This window comes from Pseudomonas sp. NFX71 (assembly GCF_048079215.1).
In the GTDB taxonomy this organism is placed as follows: domain Bacteria; phylum Pseudomonadota; class Gammaproteobacteria; order Pseudomonadales; family Pseudomonadaceae; genus Aquipseudomonas; species Aquipseudomonas fluorescens_B.
Map to the genome: position 1 here is coordinate 6,332,616 of NZ_CP182230.1, position 25,717 is coordinate 6,358,332.

General features: G+C 59.9%; 22 protein-coding genes. 13 read left to right on the forward strand and 9 right to left on the reverse strand.

The window, feature by feature from the left end:
• Positions 1–121: 121 nt before the first annotated feature.
• The 10 genes from nuoG (at position 122) to ACM1ZW_RS29530 (ending at position 10,955) form a co-directional block, all read left to right on the forward strand.
• Positions 122–2,836: an NADH-quinone oxidoreductase subunit NuoG gene (nuoG, locus tag ACM1ZW_RS29485; RefSeq protein ID WP_414880073.1), complete on the forward strand. Its 2,715-nt coding sequence runs from the start codon at positions 122–124 to the stop codon at positions 2,834–2,836.
• Positions 2,833–3,840: an NADH-quinone oxidoreductase subunit NuoH gene (nuoH, locus tag ACM1ZW_RS29490; RefSeq protein WP_017339606.1), complete on the forward strand. Its 1,008-nt coding sequence runs from the start codon at positions 2,833–2,835 to the stop codon at positions 3,838–3,840. The genes nuoG and nuoH overlap by 4 nt, the downstream gene beginning before the upstream one ends.
• A 12-nt stretch (positions 3,841–3,852) precedes the next feature.
• Positions 3,853–4,398 carry an NADH-quinone oxidoreductase subunit NuoI gene (gene nuoI, locus ACM1ZW_RS29495; protein ID WP_007946418.1) on the forward strand — a complete coding sequence of 182 codons (546 nt, stop codon included), beginning with the start codon at positions 3,853–3,855 and terminating at the stop codon, positions 4,396–4,398.
• Between the two features lie 9 nt (positions 4,399–4,407).
• Positions 4,408–4,911 carry an NADH-quinone oxidoreductase subunit J gene (gene nuoJ / locus ACM1ZW_RS29500; protein WP_084321326.1) on the forward strand — a complete coding sequence of 168 codons (504 nt, stop codon included), beginning with the start codon at positions 4,408–4,410 and terminating at the stop codon, positions 4,909–4,911.
• Between the two features lie 2 nt (positions 4,912–4,913).
• A complete protein-coding gene (gene nuoK / locus ACM1ZW_RS29505; RefSeq protein WP_007946416.1) occupies positions 4,914–5,222 on the forward strand; it encodes an NADH-quinone oxidoreductase subunit NuoK in 309 nt (102 codons plus the stop codon).
• Positions 5,219–7,072: an NADH-quinone oxidoreductase subunit L gene (gene nuoL, locus ACM1ZW_RS29510; RefSeq protein WP_414884304.1), complete on the forward strand. Its 1,854-nt coding sequence runs from the start codon at positions 5,219–5,221 to the stop codon at positions 7,070–7,072. Before nuoK ends, nuoL begins: the two co-directional genes overlap by 4 nt.
• A 40-nt stretch (positions 7,073–7,112) precedes the next feature.
• Positions 7,113–8,645 (forward strand): NADH-quinone oxidoreductase subunit M, encoded by a 1,533-nt coding sequence (nuoM, locus tag ACM1ZW_RS29515; RefSeq protein ID WP_017339609.1) that lies wholly within the window; start codon positions 7,113–7,115, stop codon positions 8,643–8,645.
• Positions 8,646–8,652: 7 nt separating this feature from the next.
• Positions 8,653–10,116: an NADH-quinone oxidoreductase subunit NuoN gene (gene nuoN / locus ACM1ZW_RS29520; protein ID WP_017339610.1), complete on the forward strand. Its 1,464-nt coding sequence runs from the start codon at positions 8,653–8,655 to the stop codon at positions 10,114–10,116.
• A 144-nt stretch (positions 10,117–10,260) separates the two neighbouring features.
• Positions 10,261–10,581, forward strand: coding sequence for a type II toxin-antitoxin system Phd/YefM family antitoxin (locus tag ACM1ZW_RS29525; protein WP_416740860.1), 321 nt, complete (start codon positions 10,261–10,263; stop codon positions 10,579–10,581).
• On the forward strand, positions 10,578–10,955 hold the full coding sequence (locus ACM1ZW_RS29530; protein WP_414884303.1) for a type II toxin-antitoxin system VapC family toxin: 378 nt from the start codon (positions 10,578–10,580) through the stop codon (positions 10,953–10,955). Before ACM1ZW_RS29525 ends, ACM1ZW_RS29530 begins: the two co-directional genes overlap by 4 nt.
• A 129-nt stretch (positions 10,956–11,084) precedes the next feature.
• Here ACM1ZW_RS29530 and ACM1ZW_RS29535 read toward each other — a convergent pair whose 3' ends face one another.
• Genes ACM1ZW_RS29535 through ACM1ZW_RS29560 form a run of 6 tightly spaced genes read right to left on the reverse strand, consistent with a single transcriptional unit; the run spans position 11,085 to position 17,021 of the window.
• The gene (locus tag ACM1ZW_RS29535) at positions 11,085–12,827 is read right to left on the reverse strand and encodes an extracellular solute-binding protein (protein WP_017339613.1); all 1,743 of its coding nucleotides are present in this window, start codon (positions 12,825–12,827) and stop codon (positions 11,085–11,087) included.
• Between the two features lie 47 nt (positions 12,828–12,874).
• Entirely contained in the window at positions 12,875–13,147 is a 273-nt protein-coding gene (locus ACM1ZW_RS29540) for a DUF2160 domain-containing protein (protein ID WP_031319023.1), read from the reverse strand.
• A gap of 10 nt (positions 13,148–13,157) precedes the next feature.
• Positions 13,158–13,958, reverse strand: coding sequence for a carbohydrate ABC transporter permease (locus tag ACM1ZW_RS29545; protein WP_017339615.1), 801 nt, complete (start codon positions 13,956–13,958; stop codon positions 13,158–13,160).
• A gap of 8 nt (positions 13,959–13,966) precedes the next feature.
• Complete coding sequence (locus ACM1ZW_RS29550; protein WP_008032762.1) at positions 13,967–14,833, reverse strand: carbohydrate ABC transporter permease; 867 nt, start codon at positions 14,831–14,833, stop codon at positions 13,967–13,969.
• Positions 14,830–15,927 (reverse strand): ABC transporter ATP-binding protein, encoded by a 1,098-nt coding sequence (locus tag ACM1ZW_RS29555; RefSeq protein WP_017339616.1) that lies wholly within the window; start codon positions 15,925–15,927, stop codon positions 14,830–14,832. Before ACM1ZW_RS29555 ends, ACM1ZW_RS29550 begins: the two co-directional genes overlap by 4 nt.
• Positions 15,927–17,021: an ABC transporter ATP-binding protein gene (locus ACM1ZW_RS29560; protein ID WP_017339617.1), complete on the reverse strand. Its 1,095-nt coding sequence runs from the start codon at positions 17,019–17,021 to the stop codon at positions 15,927–15,929. The genes ACM1ZW_RS29555 and ACM1ZW_RS29560 overlap by 1 nt, the downstream gene beginning before the upstream one ends.
• 317 nt (positions 17,022–17,338) lie before the next feature.
• On the opposite strand from ACM1ZW_RS29560, the gene ACM1ZW_RS29565 reads away from it, so the two are divergent.
• Complete coding sequence (locus ACM1ZW_RS29565) at positions 17,339–19,186, forward strand: sigma-54-dependent Fis family transcriptional regulator (RefSeq protein WP_017339618.1); 1,848 nt, start codon at positions 17,339–17,341, stop codon at positions 19,184–19,186.
• Between the two features lie 217 nt (positions 19,187–19,403).
• Here ACM1ZW_RS29565 and cysS read toward each other — a convergent pair whose 3' ends face one another.
• Together cysS and ACM1ZW_RS29575 are read right to left on the reverse strand one after the other, a co-directional pair.
• Positions 19,404–20,786, reverse strand: coding sequence for a cysteine--tRNA ligase (gene cysS / locus ACM1ZW_RS29570; RefSeq protein WP_416739898.1), 1,383 nt, complete (start codon positions 20,784–20,786; stop codon positions 19,404–19,406).
• A 17-nt stretch (positions 20,787–20,803) separates the two neighbouring features.
• Positions 20,804–22,504 carry a glutamine--tRNA ligase/YqeY domain fusion protein gene (locus ACM1ZW_RS29575; RefSeq protein ID WP_017339620.1) on the reverse strand — a complete coding sequence of 567 codons (1,701 nt, stop codon included), beginning with the start codon at positions 22,502–22,504 and terminating at the stop codon, positions 20,804–20,806.
• A 277-nt stretch (positions 22,505–22,781) separates the two neighbouring features.
• On the opposite strand from ACM1ZW_RS29575, the gene ACM1ZW_RS29580 reads away from it, so the two are divergent.
• Positions 22,782–23,288 (forward strand): peptidylprolyl isomerase, encoded by a 507-nt coding sequence (locus ACM1ZW_RS29580; protein ID WP_017339621.1) that lies wholly within the window; start codon positions 22,782–22,784, stop codon positions 23,286–23,288.
• Complete coding sequence (gene lpxH, locus ACM1ZW_RS29585; RefSeq protein ID WP_017339622.1) at positions 23,285–24,013, forward strand: UDP-2,3-diacylglucosamine diphosphatase; 729 nt, start codon at positions 23,285–23,287, stop codon at positions 24,011–24,013. Before ACM1ZW_RS29580 ends, lpxH begins: the two co-directional genes overlap by 4 nt.
• Positions 24,014–24,034: 21 nt before the next feature.
• On the opposite strand, the gene ACM1ZW_RS29590 is transcribed toward lpxH, so the two are convergent.
• Positions 24,035–25,564: a DHA2 family efflux MFS transporter permease subunit gene (locus ACM1ZW_RS29590; protein WP_416739899.1), complete on the reverse strand. Its 1,530-nt coding sequence runs from the start codon at positions 25,562–25,564 to the stop codon at positions 24,035–24,037.
• Between the last annotated feature and the right edge of the window lie 153 nt (positions 25,565–25,717).

Below are 25,717 nucleotides of genomic sequence, written 5' to 3' on the forward strand. Positions count from 1 at the left end.
AGGGTCCGTGCCCTTCGCTTTGTCGTGTGATGACGCCGCAAGCGGCTGAGTTGATTCATGCGAATAACAAGATTCCATTAGCCACGCCCGCTGACACCGGGCCAACGAAGAACTTTGAACCATGGCCACTATCCACGTAGACGGCAAAGAGCTCGAAGTCGATGGGGCAGACAACCTGTTACAGGCGTGTCTGTCGCTAGGCCTCGATATCCCTTATTTCTGCTGGCACCCAGCCCTAGGCAGCGTTGGCGCTTGCCGCCAGTGTGCGGTCAAGCAGTACACCGACGAGAACGACAAGCGTGGTCGGATCGTCATGTCCTGCATGACGCCCGCCACCGACGGCAGCTGGATCTCCATCGACGACGAAGAAGCGAAAGTATTCCGCGCCAGCGTCGTTGAATGGCTGATGACCAACCACCCTCACGACTGCCCGGTCTGTGAGGAAGGCGGCCACTGCCACCTGCAAGACATGACGGTGATGACCGGCCACAACGAGCGCCGTTATCGCTTCACCAAGCGTACTCACCAGAACCAGCAACTGGGCCCGTTCATTTCCCACGAGATGAACCGCTGCATCGCTTGCTACCGCTGCGTGCGCTTCTACAAGGACTACGCCGGCGGCACCGACCTCGGTGTGTTCGGCGCCCACGACAACGTGTACTTCGGTCGCGTTGAAGACGGCACCCTGGAAAGCGAGTTCTCCGGCAACCTCACCGAGGTCTGCCCGACCGGTGTGTTCACCGACAAGACTCACTCCGAGCGCTACAACCGCAAGTGGGACATGCAGTTCTCGCCGAGCATCTGCCATGGCTGCTCCAGCGGTTGCAACATTTCCCCGGGCGAGCGCTACGGTGAACTGCGTCGTATCGAAAACCGCTTCAACGGTTCGGTCAACCAGTACTTCCTGTGCGACCGTGGCCGTTTCGGCTATGGCTACGTCAACCGCGAAGACCGCCCGCGTCAGCCTCTGCTGGCCAACGGCACCAAGCTGAGCCTCGACGAAGCGCTGGATAAAGCCGCTGACCTGCTGCGCGGTCGCAACATCGTCGGTATCGGTTCGCCCCGCGCCAGCCTCGAAAGCAACCACGCGTTGCGCGAGCTGGTCGGCGCCGAGCACTTCTACTCCGGTATCGAAGCCTCCGAGCTGGAACGCATTCGCCTGGTCATGCAGGTGCTGAAAGACAGCCCGCTGCCGATCCCGAACATGCGCGACATCGAAGACCACGATGCGATTTTCGTCCTCGGTGAAGACCTGACCCAGACCGCAGCCCGTATGGCGCTGTCCCTGCGTCAATCGGTCAAGGGCAAGGCCGAAGACATGGCCGACGCCATGCGCGTTCAGCCTTGGCTCGACGCTGCGGTGAAGAACATCGGTCAGCACGAACTGAACCCGCTGTTCATCGCCAGCCTGGCTGAAACCAAGCTCGACGACATCGCCGAAGAATGCGTTCACGCCGCTCCGGACGACCTGGCCCGCATCGGTTTCGCCGTGGCTCACGCCCTCGATGCCAGCGCTCCGGCGGTTGAAGGCCTGGACTCTGAAGCCCTCGACCTGGCCAAGCGCATTGCCGACGCCCTGCTCGCGGCCAAGCGTCCGCTGATCATCGCCGGCACCTCGCTGGGTTCCAAGGCGCTGATCGAAGCGGCCGCGAACATCGCTAAAGCCCTGAAGCTGCGCGAGAAGAACGGCTCCATCAGCCTGATCGTGCCTGAAGCCAACAGCCTCGGCCTGGCCATGCTCGGCGGCGACTCGGTCGACGACGCGCTGCAGGCAGTGATCGATGGCAAGGCCGACGCCATCGTCGTGCTGGAAAACGATCTGTACACCCGTACCGACAAAGCCAAGGTTGATGCCGCACTGACCGCTGCGAAAGTGGTAATCGTCGCGGACCATCAGAAGACCGCCACCAGCGATCGCGCGCACCTGGTGCTGCCAGCCGCCAGCTTCGCTGAAGGCGACGGTACGCTGGTCAGCCAGGAAGGTCGCGCCCAGCGCTTCTTCCAGGTCTTCGACCCGAAATACATGGACGCGAGCATCCTGGTTCACGAAGGCTGGCGCTGGCTGCATGCCCTGCGCGCCACCCTGCTGAACCAGCCGATCGACTGGACCCAGCTGGACCACGTCACCGCTGCCGTCGCTTCGAGCACGCCGCAACTGGCGCGTATCGTTGATGCCGCACCGTCCGCCGCGTTCCGCATCAAGGGCATGAAACTGGCCCGCGAACCGCTGCGTTACTCGGGTCGTACGGCCATGCGCGCAGACATCAGCGTGCACGAACCGCGTACCCCGCAAGACAACGACACCGCGTTCAACTTCTCGATGGAAGGTTACTCGGGCTCGGCCGAACCGCGTCAGCAAGTGCCATTTGCCTGGTCTCCGGGCTGGAACTCGCCGCAAGCCTGGAACAAGTTCCAGGACGAAGTCGGTGGCCACATCCGCGCTGGCGACCCGGGCACCCGCCTGATCGAAAGCAGCGGTGACTCGCTGAACTGGTTTGCCGCTGTCCCGCGCGCATTCAACCCGGCGCCGGGCACCTGGCAGGTCGTGCCGTTCTTCCACCTGCTCGGCAGCGAAGAGAACTCTTCGAAAGCCGCACCGGTTCAGGAACGCATTCCGGCTGCCTACGTGGCGCTGGCCAAGTCCGAAGCCGACCGTCTGGGTGTCAACGACGGTGCCATGCTGAGCTTGAACGTCGCTGGCCAGACCTTGCGTCTGCCACTGCGCATCAACGAAGAGCTGGGTGCCGGTCTGGTTGCATTGCCGGCCGGTATCGCCGGCATTCCGCCCGCGATCTTTGGCAAATCCGTTGATGGTCTGCAGGAGGCAGCGCTATGACTTGGTTCACTCCTGAAGTGATCGGTGTGATCATCTCGGTCATCCAGGCCATCGTGATTCTGCTCGCCGTAGTGGTCTGCGGGGCGCTGTTGAGCTGGGTCGAGCGTCGTTTGCTCGCCCTCTGGCAGGACCGTTACGGTCCGAACCGCGTCGGCCCGTTCGGCGCGTTCCAGATCGCAGCGGACATGATCAAGATGTTCTTCAAGGAAGACTGGACGCCACCGTTCGCCGACAAGATGATCTTCACCCTGGCACCGGTCGTGGCCATGAGCGCCCTGCTGATTGCCTTCGCGATCATCCCGATCACCCCGACCTGGGGTGTGGCGGACCTGAACATCGGCATCCTGTTCTTCTTCGCCATGGCCGGTCTGTCGGTCTACGCGGTGCTGTTCGCCGGCTGGTCGAGCAACAACAAGTTCGCCCTGCTGGGCAGCTTGCGGGCTTCGGCGCAAACCGTGTCGTACGAAGTGTTCATGGGCCTGTCGCTGATGGGCATCGTGATCCAGGTTGGCTCGTTCAACATGCGCGACATCGTTGATTATCAAGCCCAGAACCTGTGGTTCATCATTCCGCAGATCTTCGGTTTCCTGACCTTCTTCATCGCCGGCGTCGCCGTGACTCACCGTCACCCGTTCGACCAGCCGGAAGCGGAGCAGGAACTGGCCGACGGTTACCACATTGAATACGCCGGGATGAAATGGGGCATGTTCTTCGTCGGCGAGTACATCGGTATCGTGCTGATTTCGGCGCTGCTGGTGACCTTGTTCTTCGGTGGCTGGCACGGTCCGTTCGGCATTCTGCCGCAGATCCCGTTCATCTGGTTCGCGCTGAAAACCGCGTTCTTCATCATGATCTTCATCCTGCTGCGCGCCTCGATTCCGCGCCCACGGTATGACCAAGTGATGGATTTCAGCTGGAAGTTCTGCCTGCCGCTGACCCTCGTCAACATGCTGGTGACCGCTGCGATCGTGTTGCTCAACACGCCCGCCGTCGCGGCTCAGTGAGGATAGAGAATCATGAAGTACATATTTGACATCGTGCATGGCTTCTTCACCCAGCTTCGCAGCCTGGTGATGATCTTCGGCCATGCCTTCCGCAAGCGCGACACGCTGCAGTACCCGGAAGAAGCCGTGTACCTGCCGCCGCGCTACCGTGGCCGTATCGTCCTGACCCGCGACCCCGATGGTGAAGAGCGTTGTGTAGCCTGCAACCTGTGCGCCGTGGCGTGCCCGGTCGGCTGCATCTCGCTGCAGAAAGCTGAAACCGAAGACGGTCGCTGGTACCCGGACTTCTTCCGCATCAACTTCTCGCGCTGCATTTTCTGCGGCCTCTGCGAGGAAGCCTGCCCGACCACCGCGATCCAGCTGACACCGGATTTCGAGATGGCCGAGTTCAAACGTCAGGACCTGGTTTACGAGAAAGAAGATCTGCTGATCTCCGGCCCCGGCAAAAACCCTGATTACAACTTCTATCGTGTTGCAGGTATGGCGATTGCCGGGAAGCCGAAAGGCTCCGCGCAGAATGAAGCCCAGCCGATCAACGTGAAGAGCTTGCTGCCTTAAGGAAGAAAGATGGAATTCGCTTTCTATTTCGCATCGGGTATCGCTGTGGTGTCCACGCTTCGCGTGATCACCCACACCAACCCTGTGCACGCCCTGCTCTACCTGATCATTTCGCTGATCGCCGTGGCCATGACGTTTTTCGCCCTCGGCGCACCGTTTGCCGGTGTTCTGGAAGTGATTGCCTACGCTGGCGCCATCATGGTGCTGTTCGTGTTCGTGGTGATGATGCTGAACCTGGGCCCGGCCTCGGTTCAGCAAGAGCGCGTCTGGCTCAAGCCCGGCATCTGGCTCGGCCCGGTGATTCTCGGCACCCTGCTGCTGGTTGAACTGCTGTACGTGCTGTTCTCCCATCAGAGCGGCCAGGCCATCGGCCACACCACCGTAGACGCCAAGGCCGTGGGCATCAGCCTGTTCGGTCCTTATCTGCTGGTGGTCGAACTCGCCTCGATGCTGCTGCTCGCCGCAGCCGTCACGGCGTTCCACTTGGGCCGCAACGAAGCCAAGGAGCAATGACGATGCCTGCTATCCCTATGGAGCATGGTCTGGCGGTCGCCGGCATCCTGTTCTGCCTCGGTCTGGTTGGCCTGATGGTCCGCCGCAACATTTTGTTTGTGTTGATGAGTCTTGAAGTGATGATGAATGCCTCTGCACTGGCCTTCATCGTTGCCGGTAGCCGCTGGGCGCAGCCGGATGGACAGATCATGTTCATCCTGGTGATCAGCCTGGCAGCCGCCGAGGCCAGTATTGGCCTGGCGATTCTGCTGCAGCTGTATCGCCGCTTCCACACTCTCGATATCGACGCTGCCAGCGAGATGCGCGGATGAATCTTCTCTATCTGACTTTCGTATTCCCTCTCATAGGTTTCCTGCTGCTGTCGTTCTCCCGTGGACGCCTCTCGGAAAACCTGTCGGCGCTGATCGGCGTCGGTTCCATCGGCTTGTCCGCCATCGTCACGGCCTACGTGATCTGGCAATTCAATGTCGCGCCACCTGAAGGCGGTCACTACACCCTGGTGTTGTGGCAGTGGATGGCGGTGGAAGGCTTCACGCCGAACTTCGCGCTGTACCTGGACGGCCTGTCCGTAACCATGCTCGGTGTGGTCGTCGGCGTCGGCTTCCTGATCCACCTGTTCGCGTCCTGGTACATGCGCGGTGAAGCCGGTTATTCGCGCTTCTTCGCCTACACCAACCTGTTTATCGCCAGCATGCTGTTCCTGGTGCTGGGCGATAACCTGTTGTTCCTGTACTTCGGCTGGGAAGGCGTGGGCCTGTGCTCGTACCTGTTGATCGGTTTCTACTACAGCAACCGCAACAACGGTAACGCCGCACTCAAAGCCTTTATCGTGACCCGCATCGGCGACGTGTTCATGGCCATCGGCCTGTTCATCCTGTTCGCGCAACTGGGCACGCTGAACGTCCAGGAACTGCTGGTGCTGGCACCGCAGAAATTCCAGGCCGGCGACTTCTGGATGGTCATGGCCACCCTGATGCTGCTGGGCGGCGCTGTCGGTAAATCCGCGCAACTGCCGCTGCAAACCTGGCTGGCGGATGCGATGGCCGGTCCTACCCCGGTTTCGGCACTGATCCACGCCGCGACCATGGTGACCGCCGGTGTCTACCTGATCGCCCGTACCCACGGTCTGTTCACCCTGGCGCCGGAGATCCTGCACCTGGTCGGCATCGTCGGCGGCGTGACCCTGGTCCTCGCCGGTTTTGCCGCACTGGTCCAGACCGACATCAAACGTATCCTCGCCTACTCGACCATGAGCCAGATCGGCTACATGTTCCTGGCGCTGGGCGTCGGTGCCTGGGATGGCGCGATCTTCCACCTGATGACCCACGCGTTCTTCAAGGCCCTGCTGTTCCTTGCCTCCGGTGCGGTGATCGTTGCCTGCCACCACGAGCAGAACATCTTCAAGATGGGCGGCCTGTGGAAGAAACTGCCACTGGCCTACGCCAGCTTCATCGTCGGCGGCGCGGCCCTCGCGGCCTTGCCACTGGTGACCGCAGGTTTCTATTCCAAGGACGAAATCCTTTGGGAAGCGTTCGCCAGCGGCAACAACGGTCTGCTGTACGCCGGTCTGGTCGGTGCGTTCATGACGTCGCTGTACACCTTCCGCCTGATCTTCATCGCGTTCCACGGTGAAGCGAAGACCGAAGCGCACGCCGGCCACGGCATTGCTCACTGGCTGCCACTGTCGGTGCTGATCGTATTGTCCACCGCCATTGGCGCGATGATCGTTCCGCCGCTGCACGGTGTACTGCCGCAAAGCGTCGGCCACGCCGGCGGCGAAGCCAAGCACAGTCTGGAAATCGCTTCGGGCGCCATTGCCCTGGCCGGTATCCTGCTGGCCGCGCTGCTGTTCCTCGGCAAGCGTCGTTTCGTTACTGCAATCGCCAACAGCGGCATCGGCCGCTTCCTTTCGGCCTGGTGGTTCGCTGCCTGGGGCTTCGACTGGATCTACGACAAACTGTTCGTCAAGCCATACCTTGCGATCAGCCACGTACTGCGCAAAGACCCGCTCGACCAGACCATCGGTCTGATCCCGCGTATGGCCAAAGGCGGTCACACCGCCCTGAGCCGTACCGAAACCGGTCAACTGCGTTGGTACGCGGCCTCGATGGCAGCCGGCTCCGTGCTGGTCATCGGCGCCATCGTGCTGGTAGCGGTCTGAATATGAACCTTGCGAACTTGCGAAAGGAATTGAGCCCGTCATGATTCTGCCTTGGCTAATCCTGATCCCCTTTATCGGCGGCCTGCTGTGCTGGATGGGTGAGCGCTTCGGCGCTACCCTCCCCCGCTGGATTGCGCTGATCACCATGTCCCTGTTGCTCTCCCTCGGCCTCTGGCTGTGGGCCACCGGTGACTATTCATTTGCACCAAAGCCCGGCGCCGATCCGACCTGGGCGCTTGAGTTCAAGCACATCTGGATCGAACGCTTCGGCATCAGCGTGCACCTGGCCCTCGACGGCCTGTCGCTGCTGATGATCATGCTGACCGGTCTGCTGGGCGTACTCTCGGTCCTCTGCTCGTGGAAAGAAATCCAACGTCACGTTGGCTTCTTCCACCTGAACCTGATGTGGATCCTGGGCGGTGTCGTTGGCGTGTTCCTCGCCCTCGACCTGTTCATGTTCTTCTTCTTCTGGGAAATGATGCTGGTGCCGATGTACTTCCTCATCGCGCTCTGGGGTCACAGTTCTTCGGACGGCAAGAAAACCCGGATCTACGCGGCGACCAAGTTCTTCATCTTCACTCAGGCTTCCGGCCTGATCATGCTGGTGGCGATCCTCGGTCTGGTTCTGGTCAACTTCAACGACACCGGCGTGATTACGTTCAACTACGCCGACCTGTTGAAAACCAAGATGTCGCTGACCACCGAGTACATCCTGATGCTCGGCTTCTTCATCGCCTTCGCGGTGAAGCTGCCTGTGGTGCCGTTCCACTCCTGGTTGCCTGACGCTCACGCCCAGGCGCCAACCGCGGGTTCGGTTGACCTCGCCGGTATCTTGCTGAAAACCGCTGCCTACGGTCTGCTGCGTTTCGCCCTGCCGCTGTTCCCGAATGCCTCGGCCGAGTTCGCGCCGATCGCCATGACCCTCGGTCTGATCGGGATCTTCTACGGCGCGTTCCTGGCTTTCGCACAAACCGACATCAAGCGTCTGATCGCCTTCTCATCCGTTTCCCACATGGGCTTCGTACTGATCGGCATCTACTCCGGCAGCCAACTGGCGTTGCAGGGCGCGGTGATGCAGATGCTGGCGCACGGTCTGTCGGCCGCGGCACTGTTTATCCTGAGTGGTCAGCTGTACGAACGCACCCACACCCGCGACATGCGTGAAATGGGTGGCCTGTGGTCGAAGATCGCTTACCTGCCGGCCCTCAGCCTGTTCTTTGCAGCGGCGTCGCTGGGCTTGCCGGGCACCGGTAACTTCGTCGGCGAGTTCCTGATCCTGATCGGCACCTTCCCGGCTGCGCCTGTGGTCACCATCATCGCGACGTCGGGCCTGGTGTTCGGTTCGGTCTACTCGCTGATCATGATCCACCGTGCGTACTTCGGTCCGGCCAAATCGGACGCGGTACTGCATGGCATGGACGGTCGCGAAATGATCATGGTGGTCGGGCTTGCGGCGCTGCTGATCTACATCGGCGTGTACCCGCAACCGTTCCTCGATACCTCTGCTGCGACGATGCATGGCGTGCAGCAATGGCTCGGCACCGCCTTCACTCAACTCGCTTCGGCCCGGTAAGAGCGCTATGGAATTCACGACTCAACACTTTATCGCGCTAGCGCCGTTGTTGATCACCAGCGCCACGATCATCGTGGTGATGCTGGCGATCGCCTGGCGCCGCAACCACTCGCAGACCTTCCTGATTTCCGTGGCGGGTCTGAACCTGGCGCTGCTGTCGATCCTGCCAGCCCTGAAAGTCGCGCCACTGGCTGTGACTCCACTGCTGCAGATCGATAACTTCGCCTGCCTGTACATGGCGCTGATCCTGGTCGCCACCCTCGCCTGTGTGACTCTCGCCCACGCCTACCTCGGCGATGGCGGTTCGGGTTACCCGGGCAACCGCGAAGAACTGTACCTGCTGATCCTGATGGCCGCCGCCGGTGGCCTGGTTCTGGTCAGCGCGCAACACCTGGCCGGGTTGTTCATCGGTCTGGAACTGTTGTCGGTGCCGGTCTACGGTCTGGTGGCTTATGCCTTCTTCAACAAGCGTTCGCTGGAAGCCGGTATCAAGTACATGGTGTTGTCGGCCGCCGGCTCCGCGTTCCTGTTGTTCGGTATGGCCCTGCTCTACGCCGATTCCGGCAGCCTGAGCTTCGTCGGTATCGGCCAGGCCCTCGCGGCCACCGGCCTGCCAAGCTCGCTGGCGCAACTGGGCCTGGGCATGATGCTGATCGGCCTGGCGTTCAAACTGTCGCTGGTACCGTTCCACCTCTGGACCCCGGACGTTTACGAAGGTGCTCCGGCACCGGTGGCGGCGTTCCTGGCGACCGCGTCCAAAGTCGCGGTGTTCGCGGTGATGGTGCGTCTGTTCCAGATCTCGCCAGCGGCGAGCAGCGGTGTACTCAGCGACGTGCTGACCATCATCGCCATTGCCTCGATCCTGTTCGGTAACCTGCTGGCCCTGACCCAGAGCAACCTCAAGCGTCTGCTGGGTTACTCGTCCATCGCCCACTTCGGTTACCTGCTGATCGCCCTGGTGGCGAGCAAGGGTCTGGCCGTGGAAGCCATCGGCGTGTACCTGGTCACCTACGTGATCACCAGCCTCGGTGCGTTCGGCGTGATCACTCTGATGTCCTCGCCCTACAACGGCCGTGACGCCGATGCCCTGTACGAATACCGCGGCCTGTTCTGGCGCCGTCCGTACCTGACCGCCGTCCTCACCGTGATGATGCTGTCCCTGGCCGGTATCCCGCTGACCGCGGGCTTCATCGGCAAGTTCTACATCATCGCCACCGGTGTCGAGTCGCACCAGTGGTGGCTGGTCGGTTCCCTGGTACTGGGCAGCGCCATCGGCGTGTTCTACTACTTGCGCGTGATGGTCACCCTGTACCTGATCGAGCCAAACCTGCGTCGCCACGATGCGCAGCTGCACTGGGAACAACGTGCAGGCGGCGTGATGCTGCTGGCCATCGCCGCACTGGCGTTCTTCCTTGGTCTGTATCCGCAGCCGTTGCTGGTCCTGGTGCAACAATCGGGGTTGGCGGGTTGATCGCCTAGCGATACCCGGTAGAAAACAGAAACGGCACCTTCGGGTGCCGTTTTTGCGTTTGTGGGATTTGTTTCCGTTGCCCTGCCCTCTCCCGACAATCCCCGAAAGCTCTCGCCGTATTACCGGCCTCTTCCTACATCCAACATTGAGCAGTTGGAACGACGCATCTTTACCGCCTGCAAAAATTCTGGCTATATTTGTCCAGAATCTGAGGAGGAAGGAACCATGATCGTCGTTCCGTTAGCCGAAGCAAAAAATAATTTGTCCAAACTTGTCGACGACGCGGCAGCCGGCCAGACCATCACGATTTCCAAACATGGTCGCGCCCTTGCTCGACTGGTTCCCGTCGGGAAAACCTACGGACAGCGCATTGGAGCTATGAAGGGCAAACTTATACTTCCTCAAGACTTTGATGCTCCACTGCCCGACGAACTGCTGGATGCCTTTGAAGGAACTCATGAATGAGGGTTCTGCTCGATACCCATGTACTGCTCTGGACCCTTAGCGATGATCCCAAGCTATCTGGTAAAGCCAGAAAGCTCATCGAAAGCGCCGCCGACATTTACATCAGTGCGGCGACCTTCTGGGAAATGGCGATCAAGGTCGGGCTTGGGAAACTTAACGTTGATCTGGATGAAATCCGCCAATACTGTCTCGAAAGCGGGTTCATCGAGTTACCGGTAACTTCGGAGCATGCCATTGCAGTAAAAGACCTGGAACATCACCATCGAGATCCATTCGATCGCCTGATTGTTGCAACGGCCCTTACTGAACCCATGAAACTCCTTACCGCTGACTCAGTTGTTGCTCAGTACACGGATATGGCTGTTTTGGTCTGATCGCTCCACTCTAATTAATGCGCTGCCTCTAATGCCCTCATCGCGAGCAGGCTGCTCGCGACAGCGGCGGAACAGGCACTAATAAAAACGGCACCTTTCGGTGCCGTTCGCCTTTCTCGGTTCTGCGGTTTACTTACGTGCGTCCGCCCACGACTTCAGCAGTTCGTTGTAGCTCACGGTTTCGCCCTTCGGCTTCTCGTTCGCCAGTTTCGGTTTCGGTGCACCCGGTTGATCGAACCAGTATTGCGCATCGCGCTCGGGGTTCATTTTCGGGGCGCAGGTGGCTTGGGCTTTGGAGCGTTCCAGACGGGACATGATTGCGTCCTGGTCCTTGGCCAGACCGTCGAGCGCCTGTTGCGGGGTTTTGTCGCCGCTGGCGGCTTCGGCGATGTGGCTCCACCACAATTGCGCCAAACGCGGATAGTCCGGCACGTTGGTCCCGGTCGGGGTCCATTGCACGCGGGCCGGGCTGCGGTAGAACTCGACCAGGCCACCAAGTTTCGGCGCCAGATCGGTCATCGCTTGGGAGTTGATGTCCGACTCGCGAATCGGTGTCAGGCCGACAATGGTTTTCTTCAGCGACACGGTTTTCGACGTCACGAACTGCGCATAGAGCCAGGCCGCCAGTTTCTGCTTCTCAGGCGTGGATTTCATGAACGTCCAGGAACCCACGTCCTGATACCCCAGCTTCATGCCCTCTTCCCAATACGGACCGCGTGGCGAAGGTGCCATGCGCCATTTCGGTGTGCCATCGGCGTTCACCACCGGCAGACCCGGTTTGGTCATGTCAGCCGTGAATGCGGTGTACCAGAAGATCTGCTGGGCGATGTTGCCTTGGGACGGTACCGGGCCGGACTCGGAGAAGGTCATGCCAGCCGCTTCCGGTGGCGCGTAGGCCTTGAGCCAGTCGACGTATTTGGTGGTTGCAAAGACCGCCGCCGGGCCATTGGTGTCGCCACCGCGCGTCACGCTGGAACCGACCGGGTGGCAATCCTCGACGCGGATACCCCATTCGTCCACCGGCAAACCGTTAGGCAATCCCTTGTCGCCGCCACCCGCCATGGAGAACCAGGCATCGGTGAAACGCCAGCCCAGTGACGGGTCTTTCTTGCCGTAGTCCATGTGCCCGTAGACCCGCTTGCCGTCGATTTCCTTGACGTCTTCGCTGAAGAACTTGGCGATGTCTTCATAGGCTGACCAGTTCACCGGCACGCCCAGTTCGTAACCGTACTTTTCCTTGAATTTGGCTTTAAGGTCCGCACGCTCGAACCAGTCGGCGCGGAACCAATAGAGGTTGGCGAACTGTTGGTCGGGCAGTTGATAGAGCTTGCCGTCGGGAGCGGTGGTGAAGGAAAGGCCGATAAAATCCTTGAGGTCCAGGGTTGGCGAAGTGAAGTTCTTGCCTTCATTGGCCATCAGGTCGGTGATCGATTCCGTCTTGCCGTAGCGGAAGTGCGTACCGATCAGGTCCGAGTCATTGACCCAGCCGTCATAGATGCTCTTGTCTGACTGCATCACGGTCTGCAGCTTTTCCACCACGTCGCCTTCTTGCAGCAGGTCGTGGGTCACCTTGATCCCGGTGATCTCGGTAAAGGCCTTGGCCAGCACCTTGGACTCATATTCGTGAGTGGTCAGGGTTTCCGAGACAACCTTGATGTCCATCCCGCGAAACGGCTCGGCGGCCTTGATGAACCACTTCAGTTCCGCGAGCTGCTGATCTGCCGTCAGGGTGGACGGCTTGAACTCACTGCCAATCCATTTCTTCGCGGCGTCTTCATAGGCATCGGCCCAGGCCGAAGCGCTCAAACCGCTGAGTGCCAGCATGGCTGCCAATGAAATGCTATGTCGCAGCTTATTGTTTTTGTCGAACATAGAGACCTCCTTATTGGGTTTCGGAGCAACATTGCCGAGCGATTCGACTAGCCCCAACGCATCACAGCCAACAGCCACACCAGGGACAACGCGGACGCTACCCAGATGCTCCAGTCGGTGACGCCGATTACCAGCAAATGCAGGTAGGCGCTGCCGAGAAGACCGATAAACAGCCGATCGCCACGGGTGGTGGCAATCGGCAAGAAACCACGCCGAAGAATGCTCGGCGAACGCAATTCCCAGGTCGTCATGCCGACCAGGATCAAGGCAATGACACAGAAAAACGTTGCCGTCGGGACGGTCCAGCTCATCCATTCCATCATCAGTTCCTCATACCCGGCCCAGGGCAAAGCCCTTGGCCACGTGGTTACGGACAAACCAGATCACCAGCATGCCCGGCAGGATGGTCAACACCCCTGCCGCCGCCAGCACACCCCAATCGATACCGGATGCCGAGACGGTGCGCGTCATGACCGCCGCAATCGGCTTGGCATTCACCGACGTCAGCGTCCGCGCCAGCAGCAACTCGACCCAGGAAAACATGAAGCAGAAAAACGCCGTCACACCGATCCCCGAGCCAATCAGCGGCACAAAAATCTTCACGAAGAACTTGGGAAAACTGTAGCCATCAATGTAGGCGGTTTCGTCGATTTCTTTCGGAACGCCGGACATGAAGCCCTCGAGAATCCACACCGCCAACGGCACGTTGAACAGACAATGCGCCAGTGCCACCGCGATGTGCGTGTCGAACAGACCGATCGAGGAATACAGCTGGAAGAACGGCAACAGAAACACCGCCGGCGGCGCCATGCGGTTGGTCAGCAGCCAGAAGAACAGGTGCTTGTCGCCCAGGAAGCGATACCGCGAGAACGCGTACGCTGCCGGCAGCGCCACGCTCAGAGAGATCACCGTGTTCAGGCTCACGTAATACAGCGAGTTGAGGTAACCGGTGTACCAGGCAGGATCAGTGAAGATCACCTTATAGTTGGCGAAGGTGAAATCCTGCGGAAACAGGGTCAGGCCGCTGAGGATTTCGGTGTTGCTCTTGAACGACATGTTCAGCAGCCAGTAGATCGGCACCAGCAGGAACAGGATGTAGATCAGCAGCGGAATGAGCTTTCTTTTACTCATGGCAGACCTCAGCGGTTGGCGTCAGAGTGAGTCATGGCGGTGTAGAACAGCCAGGACACCAACAGGATGATCAGGAAGTACACCAGCGAGAAAGCTGCCGCCGGGCCGAGGTCGAACTGTCCGATGGCCATCTGCGTCAGGGTCTGGCTGAGGAAGGTCGTGGCATTCCCCGGCCCGCCGCCCGTGAGCACGAACGGCTCGGTGTAGATCATGAAACTGTCCATGAACCGCAGCATCACCGCGATCAACAGCACGCTCTTGAGCTTGGGCAACTGGATGTGTCGGAAAACTGCCCAGGCCGATGCCCGATCAATCCTCGCCGCCTGGTAGTACACGTCCGGAATCGCCCGCAGGCCTGAGAAACACAACAGCGCCACCAACGACGTCCAGTGCCAGACGTCCATCACCAGCACCGTGACCCAGGCGTCCATGGTGTTGGCCGCATAGTTATAGTTGATGCCCATCGCATTGAGGCTCGACCCGAGCAAACCAATGTCGGCCCGGCCGAAAATCTGCCAGATCGTCCCGACCACGTTCCACGGAATCAGCAGTGGAATCGCCAGGATGATCAGCACCAGCGACGACCAGCGGCCCTTGGTCGGCATGGTCAGTGCGATGGCGATGCCCAGCGGGATTTCGATCAGCAATACGCAGCCTGAATAGATGAACTGACGGAGCAACGAGTCGTGCAGCCGTGGGTCGAGCAGCACCTGTTTGTACCAGTCGGCACCGACGAAGTAGCGGCTGGACTGGTCGAAGATGTCCTGCACCGAATAGTTGACCACGGTCATCATCGGGATCACCGCACTGAACGCCACCAGCAAAAACACCGGCAGGACCAGCCACCAGGCCTTGTTGTTCTGCACCTTGTTCATGGCTGCACCTCCAGCAGGTAATCGTCGGCATAGACCATCAACCACTGCGCCGGGAAGCTGATGTACGCCGTGCCTTCCGGCACCGGTTTGTCTTCGGCCAGGCGCACTTTCAACGGCGCGCCGTCGAGGTTCAGGGTCATGATCTTGTAGGTGCCCAGGTCTTCAACGTGTACGACCTGTGCCTGCATCGCGTCATCAAACGGCTCGTCCCACACATGCACGAACTCCGGACGGATGCCGACTTTCAGGGTTTTCCACTCGGATTCGGCGATGCGTTGCAATTGCGCGTCAGACAAGGGCAAGTGCGTCGAAGCGAATCCGACGCCACCGGGTTGCGGTTGAACCTCGATCAGGTTCATCCCCGGGCTGCCGATGAAGTAGCCGACAAAGGTATGGCTCGGCCGTTCGAACAATTCTCGCGGCGTACCGAATTGCACAATCTGCCCGCCGTACATCACCGCAATCTTGTCCGCGAAGGTCGAGGCTTCGAGCTGATCGTGGGTGACGTAGACCATCGTGATGTTGAACTGCTCGTGGATCTGCTTGAGCTTGCGCCGCAGCTTCCACTTCAGGTGCGGGTCGATCACCGTCAGCGGTTCATCGAACAGAATCGCCGAGACGTCATCACGCACCAATCCGCGGCCCATGGAAACTTTCTGTTTTTCGTCGGCGGTGAGGTTGCGCGCCTTCTTGCTCAGCAGCGCCTGGAGGTCGAGGACCTCGGCAATTTCCTGCACCTTGCTGTGAATTTTCGCTTCGGCCATGCCCTGATTGCGCAGTGGGAAGGCCAGGTTGTCGAACACCGTCATGGTGTCGTAAACCACCGGAAACTGAAAAACCTGGGCAATGTTGCGCTTCTCCGGGGTCAGGTCGTTGACCGCTTTACCGTCGAACAGGACGTGGCCCTGGGACGGACTGAGCAACCCGGAAATGATATTGAGCAAGGTCGACTTGCCGCAGCCCGAAGGCCCGAGCAAGGCATAGGCACCGCCCTGCTCCCAGACGTGGTCCATCTCGCGGATCGCGTAATCCTCGGGACCGCTCGGCGTACGGGTGTAACTGTGGGCGAGGTTCTGCAAACGGATTTCGGCCATCAGGCAACCCTCGCGATACGGCGGCCGGGCGCCTGGACCAGTCGTCCCTGCGCATCGAACACAAACAGTTTATGGGTCGGAATGTAGATGCGGATCGGCGCATCGACGTCGTATTCGTGAACCCCGGGCAAATGCAGCACCAGCAGGAAATGCTCGTTGCGCACGTGCAGGAAGGTTTCCGAACCGCTGATCTCGGCGACTTCGACGGTCACCGCCAGTTCGAGGTCATCGTCGTTGCTCGGCACCAGCGAGATATGGCTGGGGCGCACGCCGAAGCGGAACTCGCCCTCGCCCACCGGGCGCAAATCCACGTTCAACGGGAAGTGCACGAAGTTGGCGAAGCTGACTTCGTTACCGGCAATCCGTCCGGGCATCAGGTTGATTGGTGGCTCGGAGAACAATTCTGCCGCCAGCACGGTTTGCGGCTGGTGATAGACCTCCGCAGCCTTGCCGCTCTGGATCACCCGGCCTTCGTGAAGAATGGTCGTGGTGCCACCGAGCGCCAGCGCTTCGTTGGGTTCGGTGGTGGCGTAGATGGCGATGGTGTGGCGCGCCTTGAACAACTCGCGCATTTCCTGACGCAGCTCTTCGCGCAGTTTGTAGTCGAGGTTGACCAGCGGCTCATCGAACAGGATCAGTTCGGCGTCCTTCACCAGCGCCCGGGCCATGGCCGTGCGCTGTTGCTGGCCACCGGAGAGTTCCAGCGGATAGCGCTGGAGAAACTTCTCGATGCGCAGCATCTTCGCCGTTTCCAGCACTTTGCTCTGGATCAGCTCGTTGGAAACGCCGCCCTGGCGCAACGGCGATGCGATGTTCTCGAACACCGTCATGGTCGGGTAATTGATGAACTGCTGATAGACCATCGACACGTTGCGCAAGCGCACCGGGCGTTGGGTGACGTCGACGCCGTTCATCAGGATGCGGCCGCTGTCGGGCTTGTCCAGACCGGCCATCAGGCGCATGAGGCTGGTTTTGCCGGACAGCGTGCGGCCGAGCAAAACGTTGAAGGAACCGGGTTCGAAACTAAGGCACGCATCGTCGATCCAGGTCTGGCCCTCGACGGTGCGGCTGACGTGCTCCAGAGTGAGTGACATGGCTCGGCCTTTTTATTATTGGAGTCAAGCGACCGGAGCTACAGAGCGACTTTCGTGCCAGAAATTGCAAGTTGTTGATCTGGCTTGAAAATCCTTCAACAAGCGAAAAAAATGGTTCGTTGCTGAACAGAAATGAACAACCGCGACTGAACAATTGAACAGTTCAACGGTTGACAATGAACAATAGTGAACAACACTCTACGGACTGTTTACGGCCCCACAAAGTCGTGGTGTGCCAGAACCATCACGTGCGACATTCAACGTGATGTGCAAAAAAACCATAAAAACAATAAAAGCTTGCTCAGAGATCGACTGCCATGGCCGCACCCGCCTCGCCGCTCTCCCACGACGCCATCATCCAGGACTCCTGGTCCCGTTGCCGCGCGTTCGGTCTCGATCACCAAAGCGCTCCGGCATTCGACCAATTGCCGGCCGAGGGCATCGCGCAGTTGCTGGAAAGCCAGCATTCACTGGTGCAGACCACCCACCAGGAAGTCCTGCCCTACTACGAGAACATCCTGAGCAATTCCAATTGCCTGATCATGCTCGCCGACAACCAGGGCCAGGTGCTGACCTCTTGGGGCACTCAGCGCTTCATCGAGCCGAGCCTGACCCGTGGCTTCAGCGCCGGCGCCAGTTGGATGGAGCGTTGTAGCGGCACCAATGCGATCGGCACCGCGCTGGCCTGCGAGCAGGCAGTGCACATCGAGCACGATGAACATTTCCTCAAGGCCAACCGCTTCATGACCGGTTCCGCCGCACCGATTTTCGATGCCGAACGCAAGGTGATCGCGGTGCTGGACGTGTCCAGCGACAGCTACCTGCCGCCGTCCCACACCCTCGGCATGGTCAAGATGATGAGCCAGACCGTGGAAAACCGGCTGATCCTCAACCTGTTCCATGGCCAGCATTTTCAACTGACATTCAACACCGGGTTGAACAACCTCGACAGCCAATGGGCGGGTTTGCTTATTTTCGATGAGAGCGGCCAAGTACTGTCCGCCAACCGCCGGGCCGACAATTTGCTCGGTATCAGTCTGTCGCGGGTCAGTATCGAGAGCCTGTTCAAGGTGTCGCTGCTGGAACTGCTGAATCAGCCGGACGGCTTGCCCTTCTCCCTCCAGGCCTCCGGGCGTAACCGCTTCCAGTGCCTGTTGAAACGCCCGAAACAGGCACCGATTCAGGCGCGGCTATTTTCTGAAACAAAGAGCGCCGAACCTGCCGCAAACGCGCCCGCCGCGATCAGCCTCAATACGCTGCACTTTGGCGACGGTCGCGTGGAAAAAGCCGTGCGCCAGGCCGAGCGCTTGCTGGAAAAAGACATTCCGCTGCTGATTCACGGCGAAACCGGCGTCGGCAAGGAAGTGTTCGTCAAGGCACTGCATCAGGCCAGCTCTCGCAGCAAACAGCCGTTCATTGCCGTCAACTGTGCAGCGATCCCCGCCGAACTGGTGGAATCCGAGCTGTTCGGCTACGAGAAAGGTGCGTTCACCGGCGCAAATCAGAAAGGCAGCATCGGGCTGATCCGCAAGGCTGACAAAGGCACGCTGTTCCTCGATGAGATTGGCGACATGCCACTGCCGACGCAGGCGCGACTGTTAAGGGTTTTGCAGGAACGCTGTGTTCAACCGGTGGGCAGCAGCGAGTTGTACCCGGTGGATATCCGCATCATTTCGGCCACCAACCGCTCATTGCGCGAGCAGGTTCAGTTGGGCCGTTTTCGGGAAGATCTTTATTACCGGATCGGCGGTTTGACCCTCGAATTGCCACCGCTACGGGAACGCAGTGACAAGCAGGCACTGTTCAAGCGCTTGTGGGAGCAACACCGCGAGCCGTCGCAATGGGCCGGGTTGAGTCGAGAAGTGCTCGAACTGTTCGGCCGTCATCCGTGGCCGGGAAATCTACGTCAGGTCAGCAGCGTGATGCAGGTGGCGCTGGCCATGGCCGAAGAACAGCCGGTGCGGCCGGAGCATTTGCCGGATGATTTTTTTGTCGATCTGGAGATGGAGCCGGTGGATTCGCCGGAAACCCTGGCGGTGGATTTGAATGATGCCGAGGATTTGAATCGGCAGTTGCAGGCGGCTGGGGGGAATATCTCCCATTTGGCGCGACGTCTCGGAGTCAGCCGCAACACCTTATACAAGCGGTTGCGCCAGGCTGAATGACCAGCCGCCCACACTGTTTGTGTTCGACTGGAGACCATCGCGAGCAGGCTCGCTCCCACAGGGAATCTGTGCCGCGCACAGCACTCAAACATAGCTAAGATCCAATGTGGGAGCGAGCCTGCTCGCGATGACGCCAGCCTGGGCACCGCTGCACTTGCTCCGACCCAAAAACAAAAACCCGCACAAGGCGGGTTTTGTTTTGCAGCAATCACAGCAATCAGTCAGCCAGACGCCAGGTCGTGCCGCCCTTGCCATCTTCCAGCACCACGCCCATGGCGGTGAGCTGGTCGCGGATCCGGTCGGATTCAGCCCAGTCTTTAGCCGCACGAGCCGCCAGGCGCGCCGCAATCAGCGCATCAACCTCAGCCGCATCGACCCGCCCTTCAGCACCGGCCTGCAGGAAGTCATCCGCCTCCAGCTGCAACACACCCAACACACTGGCCAGTTCCTTCAAGCGCGCCGCCAGCCCCGCCGCCGCGTCGAGATCGCTCTCGCGCAAACGGTTGATCTCGCGAACCATCTCGAACAGCACCGCGCAGGCTTCCGGCGTGCCGAAGTCGTCGTTCATCACCTGGGTGAAGCGCTCGACAAAGGCTTCGCCGCCAGCCGGCGCCACGCTCGGCAGGCCTTTCAACGCATGGTAGAAACGCTCGAGTGCGCCTTTGGCGTCCTTGAGGTTGTCTTCCGAATAGTTGATAGCACTGCGGTAGTGGCTCGACACCAGCAGGTAACGCACGACTTCCGGGTGGTACTTTTCCAGCACATCGCGGATGGTGAAGAAGTTGTTCAAGGACTTGGACATCTTCTCGCCATTGATGCGAATCATGCCGCAATGCATCCACGTGTTGGCGTAGGTCTTGCCGGTCGCCGCTTCGCTCTGGGCGATTTCGTTTTCGTGGTGCGGGAATTCGAGGTCGCTGCCGCCGCCATGAATGTCGAAGGTCTCGCCCAGGCAGCAGGTCGACATCACCGAGCATTCGATGTGCCAGCCCGGACGCCCGTCGCCCCACGGTGACGGCCAGCTCGGCTCGCCCGGCTTGGCGCCTTTCCACAGCACGAAGTCCAGCGGGTCCTGCTTCGACTCGTCGACTTCGATCCGCGCGCCGATGCGCAGGTCTTCGATTTTCTTGCGCGACAGCTTGCCGTAGCCCATGAACTTGGCGACGCGGTAGTACACGTCGCCATTGCCCGGTGCGTAGGCGTAACCCTTGTCGATCAGGGTCTGGATCATGGTCTGCATGCCAGCGATGTGATCGGTGGCCCGCGGCTCCATGTCCGGCTTGAGGATATTGAGGCGCGCCTCGTCCTCATGCATCGCGGTGATCATGCGTTCGGTCAGCACGTCGAACGGTTCGCCGTTCTCCCTGGCCCGGTTGATGATCTTGTCTTCAATGTCGGTGATGTTGCGCACATACGTCAGGTTATACCCGCTGAACCGCAACCAGCGGGTCACCAGGTCGAACGCGACCATGCTGCGGCCATGGCCAATGTGGCAGTAGTCGTACACGGTCATCCCGCAGACGTACATGCGCACATTGTTGCCATCCGCCGGCTTGAAGACTTCTTTGCTCTTGGTGAGCGTGTTGTAGATCGAAAGCACGTTAGAGGTTCCTTGAATCACTGGCCCCACGAATCACGCAAGGTCACGGTACGGTTGAACACCGGATGACCGGGTTTCGAGTCCTTGATATCCGCGCAGAAATAACCTTCGCGCTCGAACTGGAAACGGTCTTCCGGCTGTGCATTGCCCAGCGAAGGCTCAGCACGACAACCGGTCAGCACTTGCAGCGAGTCAGGGTTGATGTTGTCCAGGAAACTGGCGCTGTCTTCGGCCTTCTCAGGGTTCGGCGAGCGGAACAGGCGATCGTACAGACGCACTTCGCACTCGACGCTGGCCGCGGCCGGCACCCAGTGAACCACGCCTTTGACCTTGCGGCCTTCAGGGTTCTTGCCCAATGTTTCCGGGTCGTAGGAGCAACGCAGCTCAACGATGTTGCCGTCGGCGTCCTTGATCGCTTCGTCGGCACGGATCACGTAGCTGCCGCGCAGACGCACTTCGCCGTTCGGCTCCAGGCGCTTGTAGCCCTTTGGTGGCTCTTCCATGAAGTCATCGCGGTCGATGTAGATTTCACGGGAGAACGGAAGCTTGCGCACACCCAGTTCTTCTTTTTGCGGATGACGCGGCAGTTCGAGGTGATCGACCTTGTCTTCCGGGTAGTTGGTAATCACGACCTTCAGCGGACGCAGCACGCACATGGCGCGCGGAGCGTTCTGGTCCAGATCCTGACGAATGCTGAATTCAAGCATGCCGAAGTCGACCACGCCGTCGGAACGGTTGGTGCCGACCATGTCGCAGAAGTTGCGGATCGACGCCGGTGTGTAGCCACGGCGGCGGAAACCGGACAACGTGGACATGCGCGGATCGTCCCAACCGAAAACGTGCTTTTCATCGACCAGTTGCTTGAGCTTGCGCTTGCTGGTGATGGTGTAGTTCAGGTTCAGGCGGCTGAACTCGTACTGACGCGGTTTCGCCGGCACGGGCAGGTTCTCGAGGAACCATTCGTACAGCGGACGGTGGCTTTCGAACTCCAGGGTGCAGATCGAGTGGGTGATGCCTTCGATGGCGTCCGACTGACCGTGGGTGAAGTCGTAGTTCGGGTAGATGCACCACTTGTCGCCGGTCTGGTGGTGATGCGCGTGACGGATGCGGTACATGATCGGGTCGCGCAGGTTCATGTTCGGCGAGGCCATGTCGATCTTGGCCCGCAGCACGCGTGCGCCGTCCGGGAATTCGCCGGCGCGCATGCGGGCGAACCAGTCGAGGTTCTCTTCGACGCTGCGATCACGGAACGGGCTGTTCTTGCCCGGCTCGGTCAGGCTGCCACGGTATTCCTTGGCTTGCTCCGGGCTCAGGTCGTCGACGTAGGCTTTGCCGGCCTTGATCAGTTCAACGGCCCAATCGTGCAGCTGATCGAAATACTGCGAGGCGTAGCGCACTTCGCCGGACCATTCGAAGCCCAGCCATTTGACGTCGCTTTCGATCGCGTCGATGTACTCCTGGTCTTCCTTGGCCGGGTTGGTGTCGTCGAAACGCAGGTGGGTGACGCCGCCAAACTCCTGGGCCAGACCGAAGTTCACACAGATCGACTTGGCGTGACCGATGTGCAGGTAACCGTTGGGTTCAGGCGGGAAACGGGTGACGATCTGCGTGTGCTTACCCGAGTCCAGGTCCGCCTGGATGATCGGGCGCAGGAAATTGACCGGCACGGCAGGGCCGGTCTTGGAATTCGAGGTAGGGTCGACAGTGGGCTTGCTCATAGGATCCTTGAACGTACAAGTGCGCGGCCAGTTGGCCAAATCAAAGCGGCGGTTAAAACAAAGGGGCTTATCATAGCCGATGCTGTCAAGTCGCTGACAGTACAGGCCCGAAAACGGCTGCATTTAATCGGATGCAAATGAAAAACAGCCTCGAAATTCGCGCCCGGCACGCTAAACTGCGCACCTTGGCCGACACCGGCCGGACCGGTTGAGGGCTCAATAGCCCCGAAACCCACGAATTCCCAGAAAACGCATTACCTAAAAAGAGTCCCCGATCATGACCCAAGTCAAACTGACCACCAACCATGGCGACATCGTCCTGGAACTGAATGCCGAGAAAGCCCCGATCACCGTGGCCAACTTCATCGAGTACGTCAAAGCCGGTCACTACGAAAACACCGTTTTCCACCGCGTCATCGGTAACTTCATGATCCAGGGCGGCGGTTTCGAGCCAGGCATGAAAGAAAAGAAAGACAAGCGCCCAAGCATCCAGAACGAAGCCGACAACGGCCTGCCGAACGAGAAATACAGCGTGGCCATGGCTCGTACCATGGAGCCGCATTCGGCGTCCGCGCAGTTCTTCATCAACGTCGCTGACAACAGCTTCCTGAACCACAGCGCCAAGACCACCCAGGGCTGGGGCTACGCGGTGTTCGCCAAAGTCGTTGCCGGCACCGATGTTGTCGACAAGATCAAAGGTGTATCCACCACCTCCAAGGCCGGCCACCAGGACGTGCCAGCAGACGACGTGATCATCGAGAAAGCCGAGATCATCGAAGCGTGATACTGCTGATTTCAGACTTGCATCTGGAAGAGGAGCGCCCGGACATCACCCGGGCGTTTCTGGATTTGCTCGCCGGACGCGCCCGTTCGGCGAGTGCGTTGTACATCCTGGGCGACTTTTTCGAGGCGTGGATTGGCGACGATGCCATGACGCCCTTTCAGCGTTCCATCTGCCAGGCCCTGCGCGACCTCAGCGACAGCGGCACGGCCATTTTTCTGATGCACGGCAATCGCGACTTCATGCTGGGCCAGGCCTTCTGCAAACAGGCCGGCTGTACGTTGCTGAAGGACCCGAGTGTCGTGCAGTTCAACGGCGAGCCGGTGCTGTTGATGCACGGCGACAGCCTCTGTACCCGTGACGAGGCTTATATGAAGCTGCGTCGCTACCTGCGCAACCCGATTACCCTGTTCATCCTGCGCCACCTGCCCCTGCGCACTCGCCATAAACTGGCGCGCAAACTGCGCAGCGAAAGCCGGACGCAGACGCGGATGAAGGCCAATGACATCGTGGATGTCACGCCGGAAGAAGTGCCGCGGATCATGCAGGAATATGGCGTGAAGACATTGATTCATGGCCATACCCATCGCCCCGCCATCCACAAGTTGCAGATTGGCGAGCAAGCGGCCAAACGCATTGTGTTGGGGGATTGGGATCGTCAGGGCTGGGCGTTACAGGTGGATGAGCACGGGTTCGCACTGGCGCCATTTGATTTCGCTACCCCTTAAGATCAAAAGATCGCAGCTAAATCAATGCCCTGCCGCCGCAGGCCCGGCCTTCGCCGCAAACGGCGGTTTCGCCAGCCACACGATCACGATCAACCCCATGAACGCCCACCCCAGCAACGTGAAGTAATCCACGGTGGAAAGCATATACGCCTGACTCGTCAGTACATGATCGAGCTGCGCGTACGCCGGGTTGCTCGCACCGCCCAGGCTGTTCAACGCCTCCCGGGTCGCGGGCTCATAAGTGCTGATGCTTTCGCTCATGTAGGCATGATGCTGATCCGCCCGGCGAATCCAGATCCAGGTCGTCAATGACGCCGCAAAACTGCCGCCCAGGGTCCGCAGGAAGGTCGCAAGGCCCGCGCCGTCGGCGATCTGGCTCGGTGGCAGGTCCGACATCAAAATGCTCAAGGTCGGCATGAAGAACAGCGCCACGCCAATGCCCATGAACAGTTGCACCAGGGCGATGTGCTGGAAATCCACTTCGTTGGTGAACCCGGCGCGCATGAAACAGCTCAGGCCAATGGCCAGGAACGCCAGGCCTGCCAATAACCGCAGGTCGAACTTGTGCGCGTACTTGCCGACAAATGGCGACATCAACACCGGTAAAATCCCGATCGGCGCCACCGCCAACCCGGCCCACGTTGCCGTGTAGCCCATCTGGGTTTGCAGCCATTGCGGCAGGATCAGGTTGATCCCGAAGAACCCGGCGTACCCCAACACCAACACAATCGTACCGATGCGGAAGTTGCGATACGCAAACAACCGCAGGTTGACCACCGGGTGCTGGTCGGTCATTTCCCAGATCACGAACACCGCCAGCGCAATCGCGGAAATGGCCGCGCCGATGAGGATGAAATTCGACTCGAACCAGTCGAGGTCGTTGCCCTTGTCGAGGATCACCTGCAACGCGCCGACACCGATGATCAGCGTGATCAGACCGACGTAATCCATCGGCTGATAACTGGTCACCACCGGCCGCGCCTTGAGCTGCGAACGCACGACCATGACTGCGAAAATCCCGATCGGCACGTTGATGAAGAAGATCCACGGCCAGCTGTAGCTGTCGGTGATCCAGCCGCCAAGAATCGGCCCGGCAATCGGCGCAACCACCGTGACCATCGCCAGCAACGCCAGGGCCATGCCACGCCTGGCAGGCGGGTAGACCGCGATCAGCAGCGTCTGGGTCATCGGGTACAACGGCCCGGCCACCAGGCCTTGCAGCACCCGAAAACCGATCAGCTCCGGCATCGAGGTGGAAATGCCGCAGAGAAACGAGGCCAGCACAAACAGAATGGTCGCCCAGAGAAACAGCTTCACCTCACCAAATCGCCGGCTCAGCCAACCAGTCAGCGGCAGAGCGATGGCGTTGCTCACCGCAAACGAGGTGATCACCCACGTGCCCTGCTCCGAACTCACGCCCAGGTTGCCGGAAATCGTTGGCAGCGCCACGTTGGCGATGGTGGTGTCGAGCACTTGCATGAAGGTCGCCAGCGACAGGCCGATGGTGCTGAGCAGCAGGCTGGGCGGCGTGAAAGACGCGTTATTGCTCATCGCGAATCCTTTGAAACCTGATGGGCGCTGCGCCTGTTACAGACACAGCTGACCGTGTGGGAGCGAGCTTTTGTGGCAAGGGAGCCTCTGTGGTGAGAGAGCTTTGGTGGAACAGCTTTTGTGGCAAGCCAGCTTTTTGTGGCGAGGGAGCTT

Excerpts from the sequence above, each read along its gene's own strand:
- nuoG (WP_414880073.1), top strand. The coding sequence starts at position 122 with ATGGCCACTATCCACGTAGACGGCAAAGAGCTCGAAGTCGATGGGGCA.
- nuoH (WP_017339606.1), top strand. The coding sequence starts at position 2,833 with ATGACTTGGTTCACTCCTGAAGTGATCGGTGTGATCATCTCGGTCATC.
- nuoI (WP_007946418.1), top strand. The coding sequence starts at position 3,853 with ATGAAGTACATATTTGACATCGTGCATGGCTTCTTCACCCAGCTTCGC.
- nuoJ (WP_084321326.1), top strand. The coding sequence starts at position 4,408 with ATGGAATTCGCTTTCTATTTCGCATCGGGTATCGCTGTGGTGTCCACG.
- nuoK (WP_007946416.1), top strand. The coding sequence starts at position 4,914 with ATGCCTGCTATCCCTATGGAGCATGGTCTGGCGGTCGCCGGCATCCTG.
- nuoL (WP_414884304.1), top strand. The coding sequence starts at position 5,219 with ATGAATCTTCTCTATCTGACTTTCGTATTCCCTCTCATAGGTTTCCTG.
- nuoM (WP_017339609.1), top strand. The coding sequence starts at position 7,113 with ATGATTCTGCCTTGGCTAATCCTGATCCCCTTTATCGGCGGCCTGCTG.
- nuoN (WP_017339610.1), top strand. The coding sequence starts at position 8,653 with ATGGAATTCACGACTCAACACTTTATCGCGCTAGCGCCGTTGTTGATC.
- ACM1ZW_RS29530 (WP_414884303.1), top strand. The coding sequence starts at position 10,578 with ATGAGGGTTCTGCTCGATACCCATGTACTGCTCTGGACCCTTAGCGAT.
- ACM1ZW_RS29535 (WP_017339613.1), bottom strand. The coding sequence starts at position 12,827 with ATGTTCGACAAAAACAATAAGCTGCGACATAGCATTTCATTGGCAGCC.
- ACM1ZW_RS29540 (WP_031319023.1), bottom strand. The coding sequence starts at position 13,147 with ATGGAATGGATGAGCTGGACCGTCCCGACGGCAACGTTTTTCTGTGTC.
- ACM1ZW_RS29545 (WP_017339615.1), bottom strand. The coding sequence starts at position 13,958 with ATGAGTAAAAGAAAGCTCATTCCGCTGCTGATCTACATCCTGTTCCTG.
- ACM1ZW_RS29550 (WP_008032762.1), bottom strand. The coding sequence starts at position 14,833 with ATGAACAAGGTGCAGAACAACAAGGCCTGGTGGCTGGTCCTGCCGGTG.
- ACM1ZW_RS29555 (WP_017339616.1), bottom strand. The coding sequence starts at position 15,927 with ATGGCCGAAATCCGTTTGCAGAACCTCGCCCACAGTTACACCCGTACG.
- ACM1ZW_RS29560 (WP_017339617.1), bottom strand. The coding sequence starts at position 17,021 with ATGTCACTCACTCTGGAGCACGTCAGCCGCACCGTCGAGGGCCAGACC.
- ACM1ZW_RS29565 (WP_017339618.1), top strand. The coding sequence starts at position 17,339 with ATGGCCGCACCCGCCTCGCCGCTCTCCCACGACGCCATCATCCAGGAC.
- ACM1ZW_RS29575 (WP_017339620.1), bottom strand. The coding sequence starts at position 22,504 with ATGAGCAAGCCCACTGTCGACCCTACCTCGAATTCCAAGACCGGCCCT.
- ACM1ZW_RS29580 (WP_017339621.1), top strand. The coding sequence starts at position 22,782 with ATGACCCAAGTCAAACTGACCACCAACCATGGCGACATCGTCCTGGAA.
- ACM1ZW_RS29590 (WP_416739899.1), bottom strand. The coding sequence starts at position 25,564 with ATGAGCAATAACGCGTCTTTCACGCCGCCCAGCCTGCTGCTCAGCACC.